Genomic DNA, 24,133 nt, shown 5'->3' with positions numbered 1-24,133 from the left:
GCGCGTCCGCGGAGGTGCGTGTCAACGCATTCATCCGCTCTTTGCTCTATCGCGACATCGATCGCGATCCTCGCGGCCACTTCTGCGCTGTCGGCAGTTGCGACGCCGGTGGGCGCACAATCGAAGGACAGCGCGCGCACAGCTGCCGACAGCGGCCATCGTGTCGAGGCCCATCGTATCGAGCGCGTGCTGGTGCGCGCCATTCGTGCATCCGATGTGGCGCCGATCGCGCAGAAGACGATCGATCGAGCCGTGATCACACAGCGCAACTTCGGCCAGGATGTACCGTTGCTGCTGCAGGGTGCGTCACCGTCGATCACGGCGCACACCGAGACTGGAACCACGTCAGGGTACAGCTACCTGCGTCTGCGCGGGATGGATCAGACGCGCATCAACATCACGCTCGACGGCGTACCGTTGAATGACATGGAAGATCAGGTGCTGTATTTCTCCGATCTGCCTGATCTGATGTCGAGTGTGCAGTCGGTGCAGGTGCAGCGCGGCGTGGGCACCAGTACAGCGGGCACCGCATCGTATGCGGGCTCCGTCAATTTTGAAACGACACCCATTGCGCTGCGCGAGGCCGGCGGTGATGTGCAGCTGCAACTCGGCACGTTCAACTCGCGTCGTCTGAGTGCTGCATTTCGCTCCGGACTCGTGAACGGAAAATTTGCCGTGTACGGTCGCATGAGTGCACTGCAGACGAGCGGGTATCGCGATCACAGTGGTGTCGAAGGACGATCGGGATTTCTGGGCGCCGGATGGTTCGGTGCAAAAGACATCGTCAAGCTGACGACGCTGGTTGGGCTGATGGCGGACACGCTTGCGTACACCGGCGCGACGGTCGCGGAGCTGGCGAAGAATCGTCGTTACAATCCGCTCGGTATGAATGAGCGCGACAAGTTCGGGCAGCAGATGGTGGCGCTGTCGTACACCCGCATCGTGAATGGTGCGACGTCACTGAATACGACGGTGTATCGCAATTCCGCGAGTGGCAAGTACGACTACTTCGATGGCAGCGATCAATACATCTTCGGGCTCGCGCATCAGTGGTACGGTGTCACCAGCGCGATGAATCATGAGGCCGGCAATCTCACGCTCAATGCCGGCATCAACGCCAACACGTACGAGCGCGCGCATCGCGCCTGGCTGCGCCCAGACGAAGGGACGTCGTTGTACGACAACACGGGCCACAAGCAGGACGCGAGCGCCTTCGCCAAGCTGTCGCTCGACGCGGGCCGGGCCCGCTGGTTCGCCGACCTGCAAGGACGTTACGCCAAGTTCCGCTACGCGCCCGACGCCAACGCCGGCATCGACGAGCGGAGCATCGACTGGATGTTCTTCAATCCGAAGGCCGGTGTCACGTACCAACTCGCTGCCGGTCTGTCGACCTATGCGTCGTATGGTGTCACGAGCCGTGAGCCGGCCCGCAACGATCTGTTCGCCGGCGATGATGACTTGAACAGCGGCAACGTGGCCGACTACGGTGACTTCACGCGTGTGAAGCCCGAGTCGGTGCGTGACGCCGAGCTGGGCATCACGCTGTCGCGCGCCGCGATGGACGTGTCGGCCAATCTGTACAGCATGGATTTCCGCAACGACATTGCGCGCATCGGTGCGCCGACGGCGTCGGGATCGATCCTGCGCCGGAACGTAGGCAACAGCTACCGCCGCGGCATCGAGGTCGACGCCGCGTATCGCGGCATCTCGCGGGTGGTGCTGGCCGGCAACGCGACCTGGAGTCAGAACCGCATTGCGCAGTTCACGGATTCCTCACGTGGCACACCGGTGGTGCGACGTAACGTGACGCCACTGCTCACGCCGACCTTCATCTCGTCACATCGTATTGAAGTGTCGCCGACGAATCGCTTCATGGTGAGCCTCGAAGGCCGCTATCAGTCGAAGGCGTTTCTCGACAACACGAGCAGCGCGGACCGTGTACTGCCCGACTACTACACGCTCGACGCCTCGGCCCGCGCCACGCTCGGACGCTACGCGCTCACCGTGCGCGGTGCGAATCTTGGCGATACGCAGAAGTTCGCGAGCGGTGCCGTATCGGGGTCCGGGCGCGTTCGCTACTTCGTGCTCCCGGCGCGCGCGGTGTTCGCGACGATCAGCGCGGATTTTTGATCGAGGACAGGAATGCAGGTGGTTGTTGCCGTTCTTGGAAGCGAAGGCGGGCGCTATCTCGTGATCATCTGACGGGCCGAGTCCAGCGCCCTCCGCAGCGACACGGCGCGGTCACGAGGGGTGCCGCGGGTGTCGCGCAGCGCCGTACGTAGGCCGCGCTTCGCATCGTCGGACACGTCGCGCTCATTGAATGCGAGGAGCGCATTCGCGGCGACTTCGTAAATCGCGACCGTTGAAGCGGGCTGGCCGTCGTTGTACAACGGTGCGCCGCGATCGATGGCAAAGTCGATCAGCGATGTGGCGTTGCCGCCGGCGTTGCCGCTGGCGTTGCCGCTGGCGTTGCCGGTCGCGCTCTCACGTGTCGATTCACCCGAGCGGACATCGGGTGGCAGCAGCACGCGGTCGACCACGTGGATGATCCCGTTGCTGGCCGGGATATCGGCGATGCGCACCGTGGCGTCGTTGATGCGGAGCTCGCCGTTCACGTCGGTGATCCGCACATCAAGGTCGGCTACCGTTTCCGCGGAGCGCACGCCGCGCGCTTGGGCGGCCGTGACTCGACCGGCGATGACGTGATACGTAAGAATCGTGCGCAGCTTCTCTCGATTCTTCGGCTTCAGCAACTCGGCGACCGTACCGTTCGGGAGTCGTTTGAACGCGTCATCCGTGGGAGCGAACAAGGTGAAGGGTTCGCGGCCCAGCAGTGTTGGCGTAAGGCCAGCGGCATCGACGGCGGCAAGAAGCGTCGTGAACTGACCGGCGGTTTTGGCAACTTGTGGGATCGTGGGCGAGCTGCGGGATGGATGCTGGGCAGCGGCCGTCGCAATGAACGGCGACGCGATTGGCGTCACGCTCAGGGCGGCGGCGAATAGGGCGGCGGCGTGTGCCCGATTGAGACCGGTGGTGTTCATGAACGCGGAACGCAAAGCACGCATGGAACGGCTCTTGATATCGTGAGGGGAACGGCGCGGTGATGCCATTCAGTTCGCACGACGTCGGGGCGTTGGATGCAGGCGGTAGCCGAGCGCACTCAGGGCGACCGAATGCGCGTACGTCACGGCGTATGGCGCGCTTACGCGCACGCTCACGCGCTCGGCATCACGGACGACGTTCACGCTACGGACAGTCGGGTCTGCCAGACATACCACGCGATGTAGGCATTCACGAGCAGCAAGACCGTCGCAGGCGCTGTCTCACGCAATGAATCGCGCACGCGCAGCCGCGCCATGACGCCCAGCAGCATGAGCATCGCAAGACCTATCGCACTGAAAAGCTGAATGCCGGGAAGCGTGTACCCAACGAGCAAGCCAAGGGCGCCCAGCACCTCCAGGCTGCCGGTCAGGCGGCGAAATCGACTGAGCCCGAACCGTTCGAACTCCGCCACCATGCCGTTGGCGAACAGGCAGGCACTTCCGTATGCCAGGAACAATGTGATCGATAGAACCATCGATATGTTGTAGGCCAGCCTCATGGAGCGCTCGTGGTCATCGCACGACCGCCTGTACCGCCTCTTCACTCCACCAAGGAAATCGCCCATGCCACCACTGACGCTGAACGCCGTGCTTCAACTGATCGTGGGCATTGGGCTGCTGAACGTGTGGGTGGTGCGGTCGGCTCGAGGCACCGCCTACCGCGGCGGTGGCGCGCAAACGCTGCGTGAGGAGTTTGCGGCGTATCGCTTGCCGGATGCGGCTTTCTACTTGGTTGGTGCCGTCAAGGTCATTGCCGGTGTGGTAATGCTGGCTGGGCTGTGGTGGCCGCTGCCCGTGCGCGCGGCGGCGGGGGCGGTTGTCGTGCTGATGGTGGGAGCGATCATGATGCATATCAGGATCAAAGACCCAGTCATGAAATCCGTGCCCGCCGTCATCATGCTCGTGCTGTGCCTCGTGCTCGTTGCCCGAGGTTAGGCCGGGGCGAGCCACCTGATCACCGCCGCGGTTTCAATTGCCGTCGCGACCTGCAGCCCGTTCCAACCTTCGGCCCTCTGCGTGCATCCAATGTGATTCGCCAGGCGAATGCTCCAACGAACCTCGTCGGAGCACTCGTGCATTTCGGAACACACCACCGAGTCAGTCAAGTTCTCCCAGGCATGGACAACGCCGAATCATCGCTGCCGGAGCGCGTGCCTCTGTCACTCGTGACGCGGTCCATCACGCCCGTCATGTCGAGTCCGGCGCCGTTGCTGCCGCGGATCGCGGTCGGCGATGAGCTCGCCGTGCGCGAATGTGTCGAGCGCTACGGAGCGCTGATCTGGTCGCTGGTACGGCGCTGGTCGCCCGATGCGCGCGACGCCGAAGACGCCGTGCAGGAGGTGTTCGTCGATCTGTGGCGCAGCGCCGCCCGCTGCGAAATCACCCGCGCTACCGAAGCCGGCTGGGTCGCCATGGTGACGCGACGACGGCTCATCGACCGCCTTCGCCGCCGTCAACGGGCGGTGGAACTCGAGCCGCTTCCGGATGATTTCGATCTGGCCGACGACACGCAGACTGACGAGGCGCGCGACGACCGCGTGGAGCGCGCCCGCGCCGCGCTACAGGCGCTCCCTGAGGCGCAACGCACCGTGCTCGAGCTCGCGCTGCTGCACGGGCGCACGCACGATGAAATTGCGAAGGCCACGAACACGCCATTGGGCACCGTGAAATCTCATATCCGCCGCGGCGTGCAGCGTGCGCGGGCGCTTTTGCAGCCAGGCGACGCGTCGCAGAAGGCGTCGGACGTGGCGCCTGAGGAGCAAGGCTCATGACTATAAAGGAGGATCTGGTGCCGGACGACGTGCCGAAACAGGAATTACTGATCGGCGAGCTTACTGCCGCGCTCGCCGCGGAATCGATGACGGTACAGGATGCCCTGCCGACGGCGATTGCGGCGCGGGCGATTGCGGCGGGCGAGGTGATTGGGCCGCTCAAGGCGAATGTCGTCTCGTATGACGCGGTTGTCGTACCGTCGCCGCCTGTCGCAGCGCCTGTCGCAGCGCCTGTCGCACCGCCTGTCGCACCGCCTGTCGCAGCGCCTGTCGCAGCGCCTGTCGCATCGCTCGGCGCCCCTGGTGTCGCGCGGCCGTGCGCCCGCGCCGTGCGTTTCTGGCCTGGAGCGGTTGGCTTGCGGCGGCGGCGCTGCTAGCCGTCTGGCTTGGCGGCCCGAGCGGCGCGACAACCTCCCCCGGTGGCCTGCCCGAGCGGACGGCATCGATAGCGGCTGCCTCGGCGGTCGCATCGGCTGCTACTTCGTGGGTGCGCGACTCGCTCATGGCGGCTGACCTCGCGGTCACGCGCATCGCCTGGGCCCCGTCCACCGATTCCACCGCGCTCGGCGCTGGTGGCGACGTGGTCTGGAGCACTCGCGCGCAACGCGGCGTCATGCGTTTGATCGGTCTCAAGACCAACGACGCCCGTCGATGGCAGTATCAGTTGTGGATTTTCGACAAGTCGCGGGATCAACGGTATCCGGTCGATGGCGGTGTGTTCAATGTGCCCGCCGGTGTCACCGAGGTGTTCGTGCCGATAAACGCCCGTGTGCCGGTGGGTGATGCGGTCATGTTCGCCGTGACGGTCGAAGCGCCGGGCGGTGTGGTGGTCAGCACGCGCGAACGAGTGGCGCTGCTGGCCGCATTGTAGTTGCCGAAGCGATGTCGCTGATGTCGTAGCGCGCAGGCCATTCCGATCCCAGCTTTCGGGATGGTCTTCCTACTGCGTCCTCTCCGTCGTGCGGTCGTCGCTTCCGTGCTCTCCGTGGTCGCCTTCACCGCTGGCACCACTGCGCCGCTGTCGGCCCAGTCGCTTCGCCCCGCCGTCGACGCCTGGCGTCGTGCCCACGAGCGGGAGATTCTCGACGAAGCATTTGCGCTGATGGCCATTCCCAACGTGGCGGCCGACAGCGCGAATATCCGGCGAAACATCGCCTTCCTTACAGCGGCATTTGCCAAGCGCGGTGTGGTGATGCGGCCGCTGGTGGCGCCGACCGGCGGCAGTCCCGCGTTGTTTGGCGAGATCAAGACGCCTGGGGCCACGCGTACGATCGTGATGTACGCGCACTACGACGGACAGCCGGTGGCCGGGGGTGGATGGAACGGCGATCCGTTTACCCCGGAACTCCGTCGCTACCAGAACAGCGTGGCGACCGACGCCGTGGCGTTGCCGGCCAAGGGGGATACGATCGACCCTGCGGTGCGCATTCGCGCGCGATCGGCCAGCGACGACAAGGGCCCGATCATCGCGATGCTCGCCGCGCTCGATGCGCTCAAAGCCGCGAAGAAGGCGCCAACGGTGAACGTGAAGTTCTTCCTCGAAGGTGAGGAGGAAGCAGGCTCGGCGCACCTCGGCGATCTGCTGAAGGCCCACAAATCGGTACTTGCCGCCGACGCCTGGCTGTTCTTTGATGGGCCGATCCACGTAAGTGGTTTGCCACAGCTCGTACTCGGCGTCCGCGGCGTGATGGGTGTGGACGTCACATTCTACGGTCCGAATCGCGCGATGCACAGCGGACACTATGGCAACTGGGCGCCCAACCCCGGCGTGGCGGTGGCGCACTTCATTGCGAGCGTACGCGACCTGGATGGCCGAATAAAAATTGCCGGGTTCTACGACGACGTGCCACCCATTTCGGAGAGCGATCGCGCGTTAGGTAAGGCGTTATCGGCCACTGACGATTCGCTGCGCGCATCATTGGGCTTGGCCCGCACCGAGGCGAACAACGCCGCACTCGGCGAGCGCATCATGCTCCCAGCGCTCAACATCCGCGGTATTCGTGCGGGTGAAGTGGGCGGTGGTGCCGCCAACGCGGTGCCCACGAGTGCCAGTGTGTCCATCGATTTCAGGCTGGTGCCCGACCAGCAACCCAAACGCATCTGTGAGCTGGTCACTCGTCATCTCGTATCGCTTGGGTATACCGTGGCGACCGACGCCAACGCGGCTGCCCGCAGCACGGATCGCGCCCATCTGGCGTACCTCGGCTGCGGCGGTGGCTACACCAGCGTGAGCGTGGCGTCGTCGTTGCCGTCGGTGCGCGCGGTGAAAACGCTCATGGGCCGAGCGTATGGGCGCGAGCCGTTCGTGATGCCGATGCTGGGCGGGTCGTTGCCCCTTTTTCACTTCGTGGAGCAGCTCGGTGCCACGGTGATCACCGTGCCCACTGTCAACGCCGACAACAGTCAGCACGCGCCCAACGAGAACCTGCGCATCGGCAACCTGTGGGACGGTATCGGCGTAATGGCCGAACTGATGGCGGGGCTGGGACCGCTGTGGCCGGGCGGGGCGACGCCGGTGCTGAAGTAGGACGGTTGCCCGCTCAACCCTATCGACCGGCAATTCATCCAACGAGATGCCGATCGATCATCATACCGGGGTGTCTGTAGACGTGGTCACGATTGCTCCCAAGTACCAAGTGGTGATCCCGCGGAGCGTGAGGGAGCGGCTTCAGCGTTGGCGCAGCGAGCCGCATCACTTGGACTTGAGTACACGCTGCCGGTCGCCGGCAGCATCGTGCGCGCGACCGCTCGCGAATCGGGCGTCCCGCCAATTCGCGCGTTCCCGCTCACCCCGCGCCTTTTCCCATCCGGCACCGGTCGCTGCAGTAGCGCACGTTGTCCCAGTCGCGCTCCCACTTCTTGCGCCAACTGAACGGCCGGCCGCAGCGGGCGCAGAGCTTGTCGGGGTGGCCATTCACCCCCTGGCCGCGCACGCCGCCGTCGCGCGGGCGTTTGGATTCTCTTGAAGGCATCGCTCCCCAAGCGACGTGCGGCGGTGCAGAGTTCCCAGATGCACAGTCCGCACAATCCGGCCGATTTTCCGGCCAGCACGGAAGATCTGCTCTATTCCGATTATCGGAAAGCGGAGGAGCTCGGGACGCTCCGTCAGGTGGCCCGCGCTTTGGCCGCCGAGACGAACTCGCAGAGTGTGCTACAGACCCTCTGTCAGCTATCCATGGTGCGCGGACGGGCAAGTGGCGCTGCAGTGGCCGAATTAAGCGGTGATAATGGCGTGTATGTAGCCTGTTCCGGTCGAACGAACGATCTGCTCTCGATGACCTTCCCGCTCGAAGGGACGATCACGGGGCGGGTGGCCAGCGAGCTCCGCGCCATTACGATCATGTCGCCCGAGGTGAGCTCACCGTTTTTCGCCGAGCTCCTGCCGCGGCTGGGTATCGGGCCGATCTTGCTGCTGCCGCTGCTCGCGAACGGCCAGCTCTTTGGCGTCCTTTCGATCTCTCGCGACACCGGCCACCCGCAGTTCGACGATCAGGACGAAGAGCGACTCGGCGTCATGGCGGACTTGGCGGCGTTGGCGCTTTGGAAGGCGAGACTGTTGGAAGACGCCAGATCCGCCGATGCCGCAAAAACGAGCCTTTTAGCGACACTATCGCACGAGCTCCGCACCCCTTTAACGGCACTAGAGGGGTACAGCGAGCTTTTAGAGGACCAAATCCTCGGTCCGCTGTCGCCGGAACAGCAGGACGTGGTGATGCGTCTGCGCACGGTGGGCAGGCATCTTGGCGCCCTCATCGAGGACATTCTCACCTACGCCTCGCTCGAAGCCGACCGGCTCACGGCGCGCAACGCCACCGTTGGCGTGCCCGAGCTGCTCGATTCGCTGCACCCGTTCATGGAGCCGTTGGCGCGCGAAAAAGGAATCGAGTTTTCGATGGACCTCGAATCGGGGCTCCCGTCGCTGCACACCGACGAGGCGCGGGTGCGGCAGATTTTGCTGAACCTTTGCCAAAATGCCGTCAAGTTCACCGACGAGGGCGCGGTGTCCGTGCGGGTAACGCGCGGATCCCCACTGGCCGACGGAGGCGCCACCGTTCGGTTTGCCGTGCGCGACACCGGCGTGGGAATCGAACCGACCGACATGCAGCGTCTGTTTCGCCCATTCTCACAGATCGAGAATGTGTCGACCGGTCGGCACCGGGGCACCGGACTGGGGCTCTACATCGCGCGGCGACTGGCGACCATGTTGGGCGGCCGCATTGAAGTGGTCTCTCGCCCCGGCGAGGGGTCGGCCTTCACACTTGTGGTTCCCGTCACGCACTGACCGTCATCGGCTTCGCACGCGAATCGATAGACCGCGGGCGCTGCCGACCTGTGTCTTCGGTACCCCGACATTACATTCGAACATTATGACCGCTGCCATCACGAGCGTTTTCAACGACGGCATTATTGCCGAACAATTCGAGCGTTATCGTCGCGACCCCGCCAGCGTGGACGAGACGTGGCGCCAGTACTTCCGCATCGCCGAGTCGCTGTTCGGGCAGGCGTCGGCCACGACGGCAGCTGCTCCGGGATCGGCTCCGGCCGGTGGCGCGACCTACGACGTCGCGTTCCTCAGGAAAGTGGCGGCTGCCGCGTCGATGCAGCAGGCCATCCGCAACTACGGTCACTATGCGGTGCAGCTCGATCCGCTCGGGTCGCCGCCTCCGGGCGCCGAGGATCTGAGCCCGGAATTCTGGGGGCTCACCGAAGCGGATTTACAGGCGATTCCCGGGGCGGCGCTTGGTGACGATCGCTTCGACACAGCGGCCGACGCTATCGCCCGGAAGCGGCAGGTGTATGCGGGGCGCGTGGGCTACGAAGTGTGGCATCTCGAGGTCGACGAAGAGCGCAATTGGTTCCAGCGGGCGTTCCGTGATGGCGTGCTGACGCGCGATCTCACCGCGGACGAGAAGAAGGACACGCTACGTCGGCTGAATCAGGTGGACGGGCTCGAGCGCTTCATCGGGCGGGTATATCAGGGCTACAAGCGATTCTCGGTGGAAGGCACCGACACGCTGATCCCGATGCTCGACGAAGTGATTCGCGAGTCGGGGCGCTCGGGTGCGCACGAGATCGTGATCGGCATGGCGCATCGCGGCAGACTGAACGTGCTCACCAACGTGATGGGCAAGCCGTTCGAGAGTTTGTTTGCCGAGTTCGAAGGCCGTCACGATCATGCCGACGAGAACGCGACCGGCGACGTGAAGTACCACATGGGCTTCCTTGGCTCGCGCGATGTGGACGGCAAAGCGGTGACGCTGCGCCTCGCCCCGAATCCATCGCATCTCGAAGTGGTGAATCCGGTCATCGAAGGCGTGGTGCGTGCCTTGCAGCGCGTGCCGGGCCAGCTGGGCGAGCGCAACGAGCTCGCCGTGGTACCAGTGGCCATTCACGGTGACGCGGCATTTCCGGGCGAAGGCATCGTCGCCGAAACGCTCAACATCTCGACCCTGAACGCGTACCGCACCGGTGGCACGATTCACATCATCGTGAACAATCAGGTCGGCTTCACCACCGACCCGACCGATGCGCGCTCCACGCACTATTCGTCGGACCTGGCGAAGGGTTTCGAAATGCCGATCTTCCACGTGAACGCCGACGATGCGCAGGGGTGCATCACCGCGGTGCGTCTGGCGTGCGCGTACCGCGCGACGTTCCGGAAGGACGTATTGATCGACCTTGTGGGCTACCGTCGTCATGGGCACAACGAAGGCGACGAGCCGATGTACACGCAGCCCATGCGCACGGCCCAGATCCGTCAGCACCCCACGGTGCCGCAGGTCTGGGCGGCACGTCTCGTGAGCGAAGGTGTGCTCACCGACGCGGAAGCTGCTGCCGTCGAGCAGGCGGTGTCGCAGAACTATGCCGACCTTCATGCCCGCTTCAAGCAGTCGTTGCTGGGCAGCGAGACGCATGCGCCGTGGCCCGCCGAACCGGTGGCCGCGCTCAAGCCGGTGGCGACCAACGTGGCTGCAGAGAAGCTGCAATACGTGAACGAAGCACTGCTCACGTGGCCGGCCGATCTCACGCCTAACCCGCGTCTGGCCAAGCAGCTGGAGCGTCGTCGAGAGACCATGGGCGAGCAGGGTGGTATCGAGTGGGGCCACGCCGAGGCTTTGGCGTTCGGTACGTTGCTCATCGACGGCATGTCGGTGCGCCTCACGGGGCAGGACGCCGAGCGCGGCACCTTTTCGCATCGCCATGCCGTGCTCGCTGACAGCGTGAACGGACGCAAATACGCGCCGCTGGCGAATCTCCCGGGCGCGAAGGGCGCATTCGAGATCTTCAACTCGGCGCTCTCCGAAACGGCCGTGCTGGCGTTCGAATACGGTTTCAGCACAGTGGCCACCGATACGCTCACGGTGTGGGAAGCGCAGTTCGGAGACTTCGTGAACGTAGCGCAGCCGATCATCGACCAGTTCATCGTGGCCGACCGCGCGAAGTGGGGACAGGACAGCGGCGTCGTGCTGCTGCTGCCACACGGGTACGAGGGTCAGGGTCCGGAGCATTCAAGCGCGCGTCTCGAGCGGTTCCTGCAGCTCTCCGCCGAAGGCAACCTTACCGTGGCGTACTGCAGCACGCCGGCGCAGTATTTCCACCTGCTGCGTCGTCAGGCGCTGCGGAAGTCGCGCCGTCCGCTTATTTGCATGCAGCCGAAGTCTCTGCTGCGCCTGCCACAGGCGGCGTCGAAGCTCGACGACTTGTCACAGGGCGGCTTCCAGTCAGTGATCGATGATCCCCTCGCGTCGCAGCGTCGCGACGATGTGCGGCGCATCGTGTTCTGCACCGGCAAGCTGTATTACGACATGTCGCTGGCGGCCACGCGCAATCCGAATGTCGCGCTCGTGCGTGTGGAAGAGCTCTATCCGTGGCCGCACGAGGAGATCGTGCGCATCATGGATCTCTATCCGGCGATCGAGCAGGTCGTGTGGGCGCAAGAAGAGCCAAAGAACCAGGGCGCGTGGACGTACGTGCAGCCGCGCCTGCGCGCATCGGCCGGTGCGTCGGTCGGTGTGCGCTACGTGGGACGTCCGGAGCGCGCGAGCCCGGCCGAAGGCTACATGGATGCGCATCAGGCCGAGCAAGCCCGTATCATTGCGATGGTCATGGATACCGGCGAAGTGGCCGTGGAGCGTTCGGCGATGCAGGTGGGGCAGTGACGGCGCTTCGGCGCATCCGAATTCACCCGATAATGATGCGCGCCGCGGCTATTGCCGCGGCGCTTGTCGCTGGTGGCCGCGCCCTGTCCGCGCAGAACGTGACGCTTGATCGCGGCGCCGCGGCGTTGGGTTCCACCCTCGCGGGGCTTGGTACCACCGGGCGCGTGCTCACGGTGGCTGCACACCCCGACGACGAAGACACGCCGCTCATCGCGTGGTTGACCAAAGGCCGTCACGTAGAGACCGCGTACCTGTCGCTCACCCGCGGTGACGGCGGACAGAATCTGCTCGGCAACGAACTTGGCGACGCTCTCGGCGCGATCCGTACGCAGGAGTTGCTGTCGGCGCGCCGAATCGATGGCGGCCGTCAGTACTTCACGCGCGCCTACGACTTCGGCTTCAGCAAGAATGCCGAAGAGACGTACACGCACTGGCCAAAGGATTCGATTCTCGGTGATGTCGTGCGCGTCGTGCGCGCGTTTCGCCCGCACGTGATGGTGGCATTCTTCAGTGGCACGCCGCGTGATGGGCACGGGCATCATCAGGTGTCGGGGCTCCTGGCACGTGAAGCGTATGATCTGGCCGCCGACACGGTGCGTTTCCCGGTACGGGGGTTCGGACTCCCGTGGACGCCACAGAAGTTCTACCGCAGTGCCCGACAGACTCCTGATTCGGCCACGCTGCGAGTGAACGTGGGCGAGTACGACGCGCTGCTCGGACGCAGCTACTACGAGATCGCGGCCGAGAGTCGGTCGCAGCACAAGTCGCAGGGCTTTGGTGTGCTGCAGCGGAAAGGCATGATTCTAGGCTATCTGTCACGTGAGGCCGCGCGAGTCGGGCCGGAGAATGCGCGCCGCGAGCAGTCGTTGTTCGACGGTGTCGATACGGCCTGGACGGCACTGCGGGCAACGCTTCCTGCCACGGCGCAGCCGGTTCTCGATTCGGCGCTGCGCACGATCGCGGCGGCGCGCCTTGCGTACCGCGCTGATGATCCGTCGTCGATCGTTGCCCCGCTGGCGCAAGCACTGCGGCAGCTTCGGGCCGTGCGCAACGCGAGTGGCAGCGGCCCGGGCATCCTGATTGCCGGTCGTCCCGGCTCGGCTTCGAGTTTGTCACACCGCGCACCCGGAGAGGCGCCGCCGGCGTTGTGGGATGCGCTGGTCACCACGATTGATCGCGCTGAACGCGCCCTCGTGTTGGCGGCCGGTGTAGCGGTGGAAGCCACCGCGCCGCGCGCGACGTTCCCGGTACGTGAGTCGGTGAAGCTGGCGGTGAACGATTCCTTGCCGGTTACGATCACGGTGTTCAATCGTGGGCGCGTGCCGGTACAACTGATGAACGCGTCGGTGGCGGGCCTTGGCCTGCGGCCCGGCGAAGCGGGCGACGTCGCGATCAGCCCCGATAGTGCGGCGGTACTCAACCGCTGGGCCGTGGCGTTCCAGGCGAACTCGCCATGGTGGCGCGCGTTTGGACGCCAGCAACAGGACTGGTTTCAGGCGCCGATCGACGCGCGCACCGAAGCGCAGCAACAAGAGCAGCTCGCCACCATGGTGCAGGCGCGTCTCACCATTGCCGGTCAGGCCGTGACGGTGAACGAACCGGTGGTGTATCGTTTCGCCGATCCGATCAAGGGGGATCAGCAAGTGCCGGTGTCGGCCGTCCCCGGGATTACCGTGAATCTCGGGAGCACGATGGAGTACATCCGCGCTGGGGTGCCCGTTGAACGCTTCGTGCCGGTACGCATTCAGTCGTCGTATCCGCACGACACGAAGGTGCTGGTGAAGCTGGAGCTGCCCGCGGGACTCAAGGCCGACTCGGTGGAGCGCACGCGCACGCTGGGTCCCGACGGCGTCACGATTCTCACGTTCCGTGTGCGCGGAATGGTCAAGGAAGGCCGCTTGGAGTTGGTGGCGCTGGCGCTACACGACGGCGCGATGAGCACGAGCAGCGTGTTCAATATCCAGTACGACCATATCACGCCAATGCGCTTGTACGGCGGCAGTGGCATGTATTTGTCGGCCGTTTCCGTGAAGCTGCCGCCGCGCGGTCGCGTGGGCTACGTGAAGGGTGTCGGTGACACTGGACTCGAAGCACTCGAGCAGCTCGATATGGCGGTCGAAAAGATCGAACCGTCGATGCTGGCCAGCACGGACCTGTCGCGCTTCACGAGCATCGTGGTGGGACCGCGCGCGTATGAAGCGAGCGACGTGCTGGTGCGCAACAACGGGCGCCTGCTCGACTACGCCAACAAGGGTGGCACGCTCATCGTGCAGTACGGCGCGCAGGACATGAACCGATTCCCGAGTGTGGTGCCGTATCCCATGCAATGGGGGCGTCCGGCCGCACGCGTCACGATGGAGCAGGCACCGGTAACCGTGCTACAGCCCACGCACCCGTTGCTGGTAGGCCCGAATCGCATCGGTACGGCCGACTGGGCCGACTGGGTACAGGAACGCGCCACGTATATGCCGAGCACGTTCGACAAGCGCTACACACCGCTGTTGGCCATGAACGATCCGAACGAGCCCGTGCAGCAGGGAGGCCTACTCGTGGCACCATTGGGCAAGGGACGCTACGTGTACGTCACGCTGGCACTCTTCCGACAGCTGCCTAACGGCGTGCCGGGCGCGGCGCGGATACTGGCGAATCTGGTGAACGGGGCGCCGGTGGTGGTGAAGCCGAAATTGTAGGCTCGGCACGGCGAACGGCCAACGGCTTAGTGTGCAGGGAGAAGGCGAAAGGCGGCAGGACGCAGCAACCGCGCAAGGTTTCCCCCCTGCATCCTGCATCCTGCATCCTGCATCCTGCATCCTGCATCCTGCATCCTGCATCCTGCATCCTGCTTCCTAGGCCGTTGGCAGTTTTCTATCCCCACCAACACTCAAGAGCGTACCAACCGCCACCACCACCACCGCCCCAATCACGTTGTGCCACAGAAAGCTCACACTGGGCACCCCGAACGACACCGCAGCAACGGCGGCCATACCGCTCAACAACCCGACGAACGCACCAAGCGCATTCGTGCGCGGAAGCATGGCGAGGATGAACACGCCGAGAATCGAGCCGTAGAAGAACGACCCGAAGCGGTTCACGACTTCGATCAGTGAGCCGAGGTTGGCGGCGTAAACGGCCACGACGCAGGCAAACACGCCCCATATGGCGGTGGCGGCCTTTGACACGAACAAAAAGTGCGCGTCGCTGCCTTCCTTCCTGAACCATCGCTGATAAAAGTCTACAACGGTTGCGGTGGAGAGCGAGTTCAGCTCGGCGGCGATGCTCGACATCGCCGCGGCGAGCACGGCGGCGAGGAAGATGCCGGCGAAGCCAAGCGGCAGATGGTCGAGCACGAAGCGCGGAATGATGTAGTTCACGTCACGCGATGCTTCGCCGGTCACGCGTCCGGCCGCGGCGAGTGCGTCTTTGCGGATCAGGTTCACCGACGAGTCGGCACTTCGGAAGGCGAACAGCGCGCTGGTCGTCGCGGCGTCGGCGCCGTGGTCGATATCGGCTGACGCCTGGCGCGCGGCGGCGGCGCGTTGGGTGATGGCGGTGGAGTAGCGCGCCTCGAGCGCGGCGAACGTGGCCGGCTCTTTCTGCTGCACTTGGGCGCTGTGCTGCGGATTGAAGAGCATCGGCGCCGGCGTGAACGTGTAGAACAGGAACACCAGTACGCCGATCAGCAGGATCAGCGCCTGCAACGGGATCTTCCAGTAGGCGCTCATCAGCAGCGAACTGCGGGCCTCGTCGACCGACTTGGCGGCCAGATAGCGCTGCACCTGACTCTGGTCGGTGCCGAAGTACGACAGCATGAGGAACGTGCCGCCGAGGATGCCTGACCAGAACGTGTAGGTTTCCGAGAGATTGAACGAGAAATCGAAGACGCGCAGTCGGCCGGTGGCGCCAGCAATCTCGAGCGCGTTGTCGAGCGGAACGGGCATGCGCACAACGAGCATAACAACAATCGCGATCAGCGCGCCGACGATCACGAACATCTGCTTGACGTCGGCCCACGTCACGGCCTGCACGCCGCCCAGCACGGTGTAAACGACGGTGGGAATGCCGATCAGGGCCACGCACCAGGTAATATCCCAACCGAAGATCGCGGACAGCACGACGCTGGGGGCGGCCATGATGGTGCCGCAGGACATGCCGCGCGAAAGCAGAAACAGGAAGCTCGTGAGTGAGCGTGTCTTCGCGTCGAAGCGCTTCTCGAGGAACTCATATGCCGTGTAGACCTTGGCCCCGTGCAGGAACGGCACGATGGTGACCCCGAGAATCACCATCGCGATCGGCAGTCCGAAGTAGAACTGTATGAAGCGCAGGCCATCGGTCGCGCCCTGTCCCGTGGTGCCAATCAGCGTAATGGCCGACAGCTGCGTCGCCATGACCGAGAGGCCGACCGCCCACCAGGGCAGGCTGCGGTTGGCCAGAAAGTACCCTTCGATGTTGGTGGTGCCGCGCGTGCGGCGCAGGCCGTCGAAGACGACGACGGTCAGGTACACCCCGACGATGACCCAGTTGATCCAATGCATGGGGCTTAGAGCGTTATCAGGGTGTATCGCGCCTGAAGGTACCAGAGCAGTGCCAGCGTGACGGCCTGCACGAGCAAGACCCGCTGGAGTGTGGAGCGGAACGAGGGAGACATGGCACCAAACTACTGGTCGGACGGGAATCACGCTGCAGGCTGCCGCCGCCTGCGGCTGCCACGTTTGCCCGTTGGGAGCAATCGTCGCTAGTGTTGAGAGAGCAGGATGCCCGAAATTCCAGAAAGGTGGGGCGCCCCGAAATGCGACAACGCTGTCGCGGGTGGGTCGCGCCGGCACCTGAGCCGTGAGAGGATGGCTGAACTCAGTTCAACGGAGCAGGTGACCCCCCCCGTGTCGGACGCGCCCGATGTGGCGCGTGCGACGGCATTGCTGGAGGCGCTGCCGTCGGCGGCGGCGTTCTTTCTGCGTTCGGGGATGCTGTACGCCGTCAACACGCTGGGGCGCGAACGGTTTGTGGTCGATTCCCGCGCGCCGCTCTCATCGCAGTCATGGAAAGTTGTGCTCCTGCCGTTGGGATCGGCTGGTGCCGCGCTGCTGAGCCGCGTCGCGGCGGGCGAAGCGCCGTCCACGCAGTACGCTCCGCTCGGTCGCGAAGGGGTCATGGTCGATGTGCGCGCCGTACCGTTCGACCACGAGTTGCTGCTGCTCACGGCGACCGATGCCACGGCGCGCGACGGACAGCGCACCGAGTCGACGCGGGCCGACCGCGAGCTCACGACGCTGCTGGCACTCACGCCGTCCTCGGTGCGCATTACCGATGTCGCGGGGCGCATCGTACAGACGAATGGTGTGGCCGACCTCGAGCATCCCACGCCACCGCCGACGACCGTGCGCGAGTTGTGGGAATTCGATGCGCCGCACGATATCGCCAACAATCGTCCGCAGTCGTTTCTCGAGTCGACGGCCATGCGTGCGCTCTCGGGCCACGTGGTGCGTCGGCAACTGCTCGAAGTACGGCGACGCGGTGCGCAGCGGGTGATCGAGTCGTACGCCTCGCCGATCCGCAACGAACGGCAGGACGTGACCGGCGTGGTGCTGATCGATCGTGACGTCACCGATCGCGAACAGGTCGAGCGCCAGTTGCAAGAGCGCGAAGCCCACGAGGCCGCCCTGCATCGGCAGGTCACGCACGAGCGCGAGCATCTCGAGCAGTTGGTCGACGAGCGATCGCGCGCGCTGCTCGCGTCGCAGGAAGATCGTCTGCGCGAGCGTCGCCTGACTGCCGTCGGGCAACTGGCGGCCGGCGTGATGCACGATGTGAACAACGCGCTCAACCCGATCATGGCGGCGGCGTATCTGCTGCGGCATCACGCCGAGTCGCCCGATGCCGTACGCGACTATGCCGATCGTATTCAGAAGGCGGTTGAGATCGGGGCGGCAACGGCGTCGCGGGTGGGTCGCTTCATCCGTCAGGAGCCGCTGCATGCCGGCGGCGACGATGCGCTCGATCTGTCGGCGCTGGCCGAGGAGGTGCTCGACGTGACCGAGCCGATGCGGTTGCGTCGTTCGAGCGAGAGCGGAGCGATCCGCATCGTGCGCCAACTGGCGCCCACGGTTGGCACGCGCGGGCTGCCCGGCGAAATCCGTGAAGCGCTGCTCAATCTCGTGCAGAACGCCGTCGACGCGATGCCCGAAGGGGGGACGCTCACCGTGCGCACCTTCGAGGAGGGGGCCGAGGCCGGTGTCGCGATCCGCGACACCGGGGTGGGGATGAGTGCCGATGTGCGGGAGCGGGCCTTCGAGCCGTTCTTCACCACGAAAGGGTCGAATGGATCGGGACTGGGGTTGGCCGAGGTGTACGGTATTGCCCGTCGACACCGAGGCACGGCAACCATTTCTTCGGTGCCGGGACGTGGCACCGAAGTCACCCTGCGGCTGCCGCGCGCGGTGTACGTCGAGCCGGCCGGGGCGGCCCCGGTGGCCGTGCCACCGGTGGTGATGCCGAAGCACATCCTCGTGGTCGAAGACCATGAGGACGGTCGCGAGTTCCTGCGGCGTATCCTCCAAGCGGATGGCCACCACGTGGACGCGGTAGGAACTTGCGCCGAAGCGCGCGAAAAGCTCGCGTCCAGCGCGGCCATCCCGTACGATCTCATGCTCACCGATGTCGGCTTACCCGACGGCAGCGGCTGGGACCTGGTGCGGCATGTGGGTCGAACGGTGCCCGACGTCCGGGTTGGTGTTATTACGGGCTGGGAACCCATTGCGGATACCGGTGAGTCGCACGGTGCGGAATTTGTCCTCCGCAAACCGTTGCGCGCCGCCGAATTGCAGGCTCACATTGCGGGAGGTTCTACTCCCGCCTCTACAACCGAGTAAGAATATGTCGGATCTGCCGTCGACGATTCGCGTGCTGGTGGCCGAAGACAACGCTCTCGAGCGGTCCACGCTGGTCGACCTTCTTGGCGCGCTTGGCCACATGGTGGTCGCTGAAGTCGAGAGCGGGACCGAGGCCATCGAAAAGGCGCAGCAATTCACCCCCGATGCTGTGCTCCTCGATATGCACATGCCCGGCGCCAGTGGCGTGCAGGCCGCTGAAGAAATTGCGGCGGCGCTGCCGGGTACTGCGGTGGTGCTGATCACCGGCGATCTGTCCCTGACCTTGAGCTCGGCCGACGTGCTGCGCAGCACGGCGGTAGCCCTCCTGTCCAAGCCGACCCCGCCCACCACGCTCGATGCCACATTGCGCATGGCGGTGACGCGAGCGCGTGAGCTGCTGTCGGCCCGTCGGGAGGCGGCCGAAGCCAAACAAGCGCTCGAAGCACGGAAGCTGATCGAACGCGCGAAGGGCATTCTCATGCGCCGCACCGGCAGCAGCGAACAGGAAGCCTATCGGATCATGCAACGCAGCAGCCAGGATCGCTCCGTACGCATGGTCGATATCGCGCGCGCCGTCATCGAGAGCGAACCGGGCATGAAGGTGTAGTTAGGAAATCGGCTTGCCCGCGTTGGGGCCGGCCACCTGCTTTACCAGTTCGTACAGGAAGGCGAGTCCATCGTAAAAGCTCTTCACACGCAACTTCTCGTCGCGCCCATGCGCGTTGGTTTCGCCGGGCGACGAGAAGATGCCACTGACGCCGTAGGTGGGGATGCCCACGGCGCGCAGCCGATAGCCATCGGTGGCTCCGGTGCTCATCGTCGGAATCACGGGCACGCCGCCGAACATCTTGTTCGTGAGCTGCGTGGTGGCCTGCAGCAGCGTGGCGTTGATCGCAGCGGGGGCGCCGTCTTGGCGATCCTCGCCCGAACGCGTGACCTTCACCGTCGCGTCGCCGATCAGGCGCTCCAGCGTGGCCTTCACCTGTGAGCCGGTGCTCGTGGGGGCGATTCGGCAATTCACGTTGGCGGTGGCCGTCTGGGGCAACGCATTGTTGGCGTGTCCGGCAAACAGTCGCGTGGCCACGCACGTGGTGCGCAGCATCGACGCGTAGCGCGGGTCGGTGGAGATGATACGCGCCGCCGCCGTGTCGGCCGGATTGGCGACCAAGGCCGTCATGGCGGCGGCGATCGACGGCATTTCCACCTTCGCCGTCTGGCCGAAGAACGGACGCGTAATGTCGTTGAGTTCAACCGGGAACGTGTACTGCTGAATGCGCGTGAGGGCCGACGCCAGCGAGTAGATCGCGTTGTCCTTGCGCGGCACGCTGGAATGGCCGCCGGTGTTGAGTACGGTCAGTGTGTAGTCGGTGTACACCTTCTCCGCCGCCTGAATCGAGTGGAAGAGCGGCTGGTCGTCTTGCAGTGTGCCGCCGCCCCCCTCGTTGATCGCGTACTCGGCGTCGATCAGCGCGCGACGATTGGCGATCAACCAGCTCACACCGTTGTCCCCGCCGCCTTCTTCATCGGCGGTGAGCGCGAGAATGAGATCGCGCTCCGGCACCCAGCCTTCCTTCTTGTAGCGCAGCAGGTTGGCGGTGAGGATGGCCGCCATCGACTTGTCGTCGGCCACCCCGCGCCCCAGGAAGTAGCCGTCCTGTTCCGTCATCGTGAACGGATCGCGCGGCCAGTCGCTGCGGACCGCGGCCACCACGTCGAGGTGGGCCAGTAGCAGAATGGGCTTGCCGCGCCCCTTGCCGCGGTAGCGCACGACCAGATTCTGCTTGGCAGGAGCGCTGGCGGGGCCCACCAGGTGAATATCGCCGGCCGGGAAGCCCGCAGCCTTGAAGCGGGCCGCCACGGCCTGGGCGGCCTTCGTGACCGATCCCACGGAGTCGACCGTGTTGATCTCGACCATCTCCTGGTAGATCGCGCGGGCGTCTTGTTGCGCCGGCGTGAGGGTGGTGGGCGCGCCCGGCGCTTTCTGGAGGATCTGGGCGGGGAGGGCGAGGGGGAAGGCCAGCGGCACGGCGACGGCGAGCGCGACGGCCAGCGAGAGACGACGGAGCAGGGACATAGTTGGGAAGGCTCCAACGGCGAAAACGTGAGGGACGGCATGGACCGCGATGGCGCGGGCCGCTTCGGGGAAAGCTAGTGCGGCGCTGATGAGGTGAGCCGCCGCTCCGACAGAACGATAAGCCGCCTGATCGGCCGCCTTGATTCGGCGAGCCGACTCGAGGAGAAGCGCCGCAGCACCAGATGTATGCACGAGGCGGCCAACGTCGGCAGGCGGTTGCTTCGCACACGCCGTGAGCTACATCCGGTCGATCTCTTCCTGCAACGCCTCGAGTTCGGCGATCACTTCGAGGTCTTTCGGCCGGCCGACGGCGCGTTTGACATGAATAAGCCACGGCAGGTCGAGGAGTCGTAACTCGAGACCGAACGCGGTGATGGCGATCGTATGCGGCAGCAACGCGTCGTACGCACCACCGCCGGTGATCTCGCCGAGCAGGTCGATGGCGCCCGAGTTGGTGGTGAGCGTGAAGTTGAGTCCAGCACGGAGCGTTGCCGCGGACCAATCGAATGGCAAGCCGGGCGGTGCGCCGCGTAGGTACGGCTCGAACGGCGCGAGTGCCTTGACGAGCCGCGCCAGATTCGCCGGTGAGCGGGCATATGACACGTCGAGGTCGTCGGTGAGTCGTGATGACCCGTGCGCACGCGCCGCGACCCCGCCCACGATGATGAACTCGACGTTCCCTTCGTGTAGTGCGGTGAGCAGTCGTTCGAGTTGTGTCATGGGCGCCGCCGGTTGCGAGCGGCCGGCTTGGGCGGCGCTTCGGCGACTTTCTTCGGGCGCGCGTGCTTCACGGCATACTGTATCGCCTTGAGATCGCCTTGCCACTCGCCGAGCGACCGCAGTCGCTCGTGTGTGGATCTGCGCAGGTTCTCGCGCAAGAGCGTGCGATCGACGTCGCGCTTGTACCGCTCAACAACGGCGTCGGCGACGGGTAGCGGGACGAGCGTGAACTGCAGCGCCAAGCCTGCTGCTTCGGCACACCGAGCGAGCGTATCGATCGTGGGGTTCGCGTCGCCCTGCTCGAGTTTTGCAATCGCGGATTGCGAGGTGCCCACACGGTCCGCGAAATCGCGCTGCGAGAGGTGCGCGTTCAAGCGCGCATCGTGCACGAGGCGATGGAGCGAGCGTATATCGTACATAGTATCAAGATACTCTATACACTATCATCATTCAACCCACCTCCTTTGCGGCGCGAAAAGCGGGATCGCACCCAATGCTGTTCGGTTACTGACGAGGCCGCCAATGAGTGCGTGGTGCCGTCATGCGGCGTACGGCACGTGCGTCTCGTGGAACAGGGGCTGAATGATCTGCGGTGGCTTCTGGCGGCGGAAGAGAAGTCGGCGCACGGGGGCGCGCCGAACCACCACTCCTGCTGTTGCTGTTCTTCGCGGGCGTGACGGTCCCGCGCGCATCCGCGCAAACGAGCGACAGGTCGCGCCTCGCCGACCAGACCTAACGACCCCGTTCCCCAAGTGCATCAGCAACTGACGCCGTTCCAATGCCAAAACGTTGGGATGCTACTGACTCTCAAGAGTGCCGAGTTCTGCGTTGATTTTTGCGCTATGACGCCAGGCGGAACATGTCGAAGGTGTCTGGGTCCTGTCGTTCGACGATGCATGTCGCGAGGGAATGGGTTTCGCGCGTATTCACGAGAAAATCCGCTCGCGGGGCGTTCGCATGTCTTGGCCATAAACGATCGCCTTTCCCCTATGAAAATACCCCCTTCGGCGCCTCCATGAAAAGACTGTCCCCATTGACCGATCCCTCTCTGAAGGACGGCGCGTTCATGTCCCTCCCTCCACGCGACGATCGGGTGGGCACCGTCGAACTGATCACACAGAGTCAAAGAGAAAAGGAGAACACAGAGGTCCCTGTTCTCCTTTTCTCTGTGTCTCTTTTTCTCTGTGTGATCAGTTCAGCCGTGCCGCCGAGGCAACCGGTCACCAACGGGTTGATGCGGAGCGCGGGAACAGCACGCGCACCAACACCCGCCAGAACGCGACTCATACCGATCACGCGGAGGACGCGGAGGCGCAGAGAGCACAGGGTAACACGCGAAGAACAGGACTCGGCACCCATCTGACCGCATGACTCGACAGGGAATGCGGTCCACCGAACTCCTCGCAGCACCACCTCGACGCACTCGATCAGCTTACCGAGCCGTGGATCGATGCTCGCGAATGGCAGGGTGAGGCCGCGCAAAAAACGGGCGAGAACTCGGCACTCTTGAGTAATGGAGTTCACCAATGCAACGTGCATGCAGAGCCGTGCGCCGTCGAGCCTGCTTCGTGCGTAAGCACGGTGCCCCTACTCGCATGCAGGAGCCCATGGTGCTCTGCACTCAATCGAGATGCGAGCCGAACAGGTCGGCATCCGGAGCCAGTGCCGCCAGCGGCACCGCTTCGATGCGATCATCCAGAGCATTGCGTAGTGCCCCAGGATAGATGACGATGATGCGCTCGAGTTCGAGATCCTTCAGGGCACTCTGCATGGACGGGGTTCGACGGGGAGCGTCCGTGCGCTTGCATTCGACGCCGTATAGGCGATCGTCGCGGCGAAGCACCAGGTCGATCTCGGCGCCCTGGTGGGTTCCCCAGAACCACGCCTCGTCATGCGATTGCGTGCGCAAGACCTGTTCGATGACCAAGCCGTCCCAAGATGCACCAATCTTGGGATGCGTCAGCAGCGCCTTTTCGTGCGCGATGCCTAAGGAGGTGATGCAGGAGGCCGCCGTCTCGTACGTATACCTTCGGCGATTTCACCTGTCGCTGCTTGAGGTTCGCATGCCAAGGCTGAAGCTGCCGCACCATGAGAGCGTCAGTCAGCAGGTCGATGTATCGTCGGCTCGTGGTTGGACTCACACCGAGTGCCTTGGCCGCCTCAGCGGCATTCCATGTCTGCCCGTAGTAGTGGGCGAGCATGGTCCAAAAGCGGAGCAGCGGGATGGCAGGGACCTGTACGCCCCACTGCGGCAGATCTCGCTCCAACAGCGACAGGACGAACTGCTTGCGCCATGCCATGCTCGCCGCGTCGCTTCGGGCGAGACAGGAGCGAGGGAATCCGCCACGAAGCCAGAGACTAGAGGACGCATCCACGCCCAACTCCTTGATGGAGAATTCGGCGACGATCATTTATTACAATATCATGAAAAACAACTGGT

19 protein-coding genes and 1 pseudogene are annotated in these 24,133 nt (G+C 64.6%); 10 read left to right on the top strand and 10 right to left on the bottom strand.

Going from position 1 to position 24,133, the window contains the following annotated elements; translation table 11 throughout:
• Nucleotides 1-18: 18 nt before the first annotated feature.
• A complete protein-coding gene (locus ACLL97_RS03530; RefSeq protein WP_411279094.1) occupies nucleotides 19-2,130 on the top strand; it encodes a TonB-dependent receptor in 2,112 nt (703 codons plus the stop codon).
• A gap of 53 nt (nucleotides 2,131-2,183) precedes the next feature.
• On the opposite strand, the gene ACLL97_RS03525 is transcribed toward ACLL97_RS03530, so the two are convergent.
• Genes ACLL97_RS03525 through ACLL97_RS03515 form a run of 3 tightly spaced genes read right to left on the bottom strand, consistent with a single transcriptional unit; the run spans nucleotide 2,184 to nucleotide 3,577 of the window.
• Nucleotides 2,184-3,065, bottom strand: coding sequence for a fasciclin domain-containing protein (locus ACLL97_RS03525; protein ID WP_411279093.1), 882 nt, complete (start codon nucleotides 3,063-3,065; stop codon nucleotides 2,184-2,186).
• 45 nt (nucleotides 3,066-3,110) lie between these two features.
• Nucleotides 3,111-3,245 carry a hypothetical protein gene (locus ACLL97_RS03520; RefSeq protein ID WP_411279092.1) on the bottom strand — a complete coding sequence of 45 codons (135 nt, stop codon included), beginning with the start codon at nucleotides 3,243-3,245 and terminating at the stop codon, nucleotides 3,111-3,113.
• Complete coding sequence (locus ACLL97_RS03515) at nucleotides 3,242-3,577, bottom strand: DoxX family protein (RefSeq protein ID WP_411279091.1); 336 nt, start codon at nucleotides 3,575-3,577, stop codon at nucleotides 3,242-3,244. Before ACLL97_RS03515 ends, ACLL97_RS03520 begins: the two co-directional genes overlap by 4 nt.
• 88 nt (nucleotides 3,578-3,665) lie before the next feature.
• Here ACLL97_RS03515 and ACLL97_RS03510 point away from each other — a divergent pair, with 88 nt between their 5' ends.
• From ACLL97_RS03510 to ACLL97_RS03495, 4 genes are all read left to right on the top strand, one after another.
• Nucleotides 3,666-4,037 carry a DoxX family protein gene (locus tag ACLL97_RS03510; protein ID WP_411279090.1) on the top strand — a complete coding sequence of 124 codons (372 nt, stop codon included), beginning with the start codon at nucleotides 3,666-3,668 and terminating at the stop codon, nucleotides 4,035-4,037.
• Between the two features lie 230 nt (nucleotides 4,038-4,267).
• On the top strand, nucleotides 4,268-4,873 hold the full coding sequence (locus ACLL97_RS03505) for an RNA polymerase sigma factor (RefSeq protein WP_411279089.1): 606 nt from the start codon (nucleotides 4,268-4,270) through the stop codon (nucleotides 4,871-4,873).
• A 316-nt stretch (nucleotides 4,874-5,189) separates the two neighbouring features.
• Nucleotides 5,190-5,744, top strand: coding sequence for an anti-sigma factor domain-containing protein (locus tag ACLL97_RS03500; RefSeq protein WP_411279088.1), 555 nt, complete (start codon nucleotides 5,190-5,192; stop codon nucleotides 5,742-5,744).
• 105 nt (nucleotides 5,745-5,849) lie between these two features.
• Nucleotides 5,850-7,400: a M20/M25/M40 family metallo-hydrolase gene (locus ACLL97_RS03495; RefSeq protein WP_411279087.1), complete on the top strand. Its 1,551-nt coding sequence runs from the start codon at nucleotides 5,850-5,852 to the stop codon at nucleotides 7,398-7,400.
• Nucleotides 7,401-7,659: 259 nt separating this feature from the next.
• On the opposite strand, the gene ACLL97_RS03490 is transcribed toward ACLL97_RS03495, so the two are convergent.
• On the bottom strand, nucleotides 7,660-7,806 hold the full coding sequence (locus ACLL97_RS03490; RefSeq protein WP_411279103.1) for a DUF2256 domain-containing protein: 147 nt from the start codon (nucleotides 7,804-7,806) through the stop codon (nucleotides 7,660-7,662).
• A gap of 77 nt (nucleotides 7,807-7,883) precedes the next feature.
• Between ACLL97_RS03490 and ACLL97_RS03485 the strand changes: the two genes are divergently transcribed.
• The 3 genes from ACLL97_RS03485 (at nucleotide 7,884) to ACLL97_RS03475 (ending at nucleotide 14,723) form a co-directional block, all read left to right on the top strand.
• Complete coding sequence (locus ACLL97_RS03485) at nucleotides 7,884-9,155, top strand: sensor histidine kinase (RefSeq protein ID WP_411279086.1); 1,272 nt, start codon at nucleotides 7,884-7,886, stop codon at nucleotides 9,153-9,155.
• 85 nt (nucleotides 9,156-9,240) lie between these two features.
• Nucleotides 9,241-12,033 carry a 2-oxoglutarate dehydrogenase E1 component gene (locus tag ACLL97_RS03480; RefSeq protein ID WP_411279085.1) on the top strand — a complete coding sequence of 931 codons (2,793 nt, stop codon included), beginning with the start codon at nucleotides 9,241-9,243 and terminating at the stop codon, nucleotides 12,031-12,033.
• A 32-nt stretch (nucleotides 12,034-12,065) separates the two neighbouring features.
• Nucleotides 12,066-14,723, top strand: a complete 2,658-nt coding sequence (locus ACLL97_RS03475) for a PIG-L family deacetylase (protein WP_411279084.1) — start codon at nucleotides 12,066-12,068, stop codon at nucleotides 14,721-14,723.
• Nucleotides 14,724-14,879: 156 nt separating this feature from the next.
• Here ACLL97_RS03475 and ACLL97_RS03470 read toward each other — a convergent pair whose 3' ends face one another.
• The gene (locus ACLL97_RS03470; protein ID WP_411279083.1) at nucleotides 14,880-16,565 is read right to left on the bottom strand and encodes a sodium:solute symporter; all 1,686 of its coding nucleotides are present in this window, start codon (nucleotides 16,563-16,565) and stop codon (nucleotides 14,880-14,882) included.
• A 306-nt stretch (nucleotides 16,566-16,871) separates the two neighbouring features.
• Between ACLL97_RS03470 and ACLL97_RS03465 the strand changes: the two genes are divergently transcribed.
• Both ACLL97_RS03465 and ACLL97_RS03460 read left to right on the top strand, forming a co-directional pair.
• Entirely contained in the window at nucleotides 16,872-18,899 is a 2,028-nt protein-coding gene (locus tag ACLL97_RS03465) for an ATP-binding protein (RefSeq protein WP_411279082.1), read from the top strand.
• A gap of 4 nt (nucleotides 18,900-18,903) precedes the next feature.
• Entirely contained in the window at nucleotides 18,904-19,506 is a 603-nt protein-coding gene (locus tag ACLL97_RS03460; RefSeq protein ID WP_411279081.1) for an ANTAR domain-containing response regulator, read from the top strand.
• Here the strand turns inward: ACLL97_RS03460 and ACLL97_RS03455 are convergent, their stop codons facing one another.
• From ACLL97_RS03455 to ACLL97_RS03435, 5 genes and pseudogenes are all read right to left on the bottom strand, one after another.
• Nucleotides 19,507-20,973 (bottom strand): M20/M25/M40 family metallo-hydrolase, encoded by a 1,467-nt coding sequence (locus tag ACLL97_RS03455; protein WP_411279080.1) that lies wholly within the window; start codon nucleotides 20,971-20,973, stop codon nucleotides 19,507-19,509.
• Nucleotides 20,974-21,210: 237 nt separating this feature from the next.
• Entirely contained in the window at nucleotides 21,211-21,693 is a 483-nt protein-coding gene (locus ACLL97_RS03450; RefSeq protein WP_411279079.1) for a hypothetical protein, read from the bottom strand.
• Nucleotides 21,690-22,112, bottom strand: a complete 423-nt coding sequence (locus tag ACLL97_RS03445; protein WP_411279078.1) for a helix-turn-helix domain-containing protein — start codon at nucleotides 22,110-22,112, stop codon at nucleotides 21,690-21,692. Before ACLL97_RS03445 ends, ACLL97_RS03450 begins: the two co-directional genes overlap by 4 nt.
• A 1,202-nt stretch (nucleotides 22,113-23,314) precedes the next feature.
• Nucleotides 23,315-23,464 (bottom strand): hypothetical protein, encoded by a 150-nt coding sequence (locus ACLL97_RS03440; protein WP_411279104.1) that lies wholly within the window; start codon nucleotides 23,462-23,464, stop codon nucleotides 23,315-23,317.
• Between the two features lie 87 nt (nucleotides 23,465-23,551).
• Nucleotides 23,552-23,993, bottom strand: a pseudogene (locus ACLL97_RS03435) (DUF4143 domain-containing protein); the annotation flags it as partial.
• Nucleotides 23,994-24,133: the final 140 nt, after the last annotated feature.

Source organism: Gemmatimonas sp., from assembly GCF_046594945.1.
Lineage (GTDB): Bacteria > Gemmatimonadota > Gemmatimonadetes > Gemmatimonadales > Gemmatimonadaceae > Gemmatimonas.
The sequence above is the reverse complement of the archived record's forward strand: the minus strand, read 5'-3'. Positions and strand labels throughout refer to the sequence as shown.